Raw genomic sequence first — 788 nt, 5'->3', positions numbered from 1 at the left:
TCCCGCTGGCCTGGGCCCATGCCCACCGCGACCTGAAGCAGCAGCTTGGACAATTATTTCCCGATGACGTGCTGTTACAGGTGCCCTGGGCCTGGTTACAGGAATACCCGCGGTTATTGGGGGCCATCGACCACCGCCTGGATAAGCTTGGCGGTCAGATCGGCAAGGATCGCACTCTCAGTGCGGAGCTGGAGGCGTACAGCAAACAGCATGAAACCCGCGCTGCAGGGGCGCCGTTATGGAAGCAACCCGAGCCCTTGCAGCGGTTTTTCTGGATGCTGCAGGAATACCGGGTGAGCCTGTTTGCCCAGCAACTGGGCACCAAATTGCCTGTGTCGGCGAAACGACTGAATAAACAGTGGGAGTTGTGCTGATAAGGGCGATGTACGGTGAACATGCTGGCCTGCTGCGCCGCAACCTACAGTGAAAGACGCAAACAGGCCTTTGAACGACCGTAATAACCAACAAATGGGCCCTGGTGCCTTTGCGCCGGGCCCGTTGAATCCGGATAATCGACCCATTATCTAATTTGCTGTAGCAGGGCGGCTGGCCCTGCATTAGTGCGAGGACTCGCTTGTGAGCTATTCGGTTGTAATCAGTGGTACCGGCCTGTGGACCCCGGACCAGACCATCACCAACGATGAACTGGTGGAATCATTCAATGAATACGTGGAGCGTTATAACGCCCGCAACGCACAAGCCATCGAGGCCGGCGAGCTGGAAGCCCTGGGGCCGTCCAACAGTGCTTTTATTGAAAAAGCGTCAGGTATCAAGCAGCGTTATGTGAT

The 788-nt window shown here is 56.6% G+C and carries 1 protein-coding gene and 1 pseudogene; both read left to right on the top strand.

Features of this window, described 5'->3' with window-relative positions; translation table 11 throughout:
• Positions 1-374 (top strand): DUF3418 domain-containing protein (locus tag A3730_RS05100; RefSeq protein ID WP_156500923.1); only part of this gene is annotated, 374 nt, incomplete at its 5' end.
• 202 nt (positions 375-576) lie between these two features.
• Positions 577-788: pseudogene (locus A3730_RS05095) on the top strand (beta-ketoacyl-ACP synthase III); the annotation flags it as partial.

The sequence above is a fragment of the Alcanivorax sp. HI0044 genome, from assembly GCF_001634945.1.
Note: the sequence above shows the minus strand (reverse complement) of the source record. Positions and strands in the feature narration are given on the sequence as shown.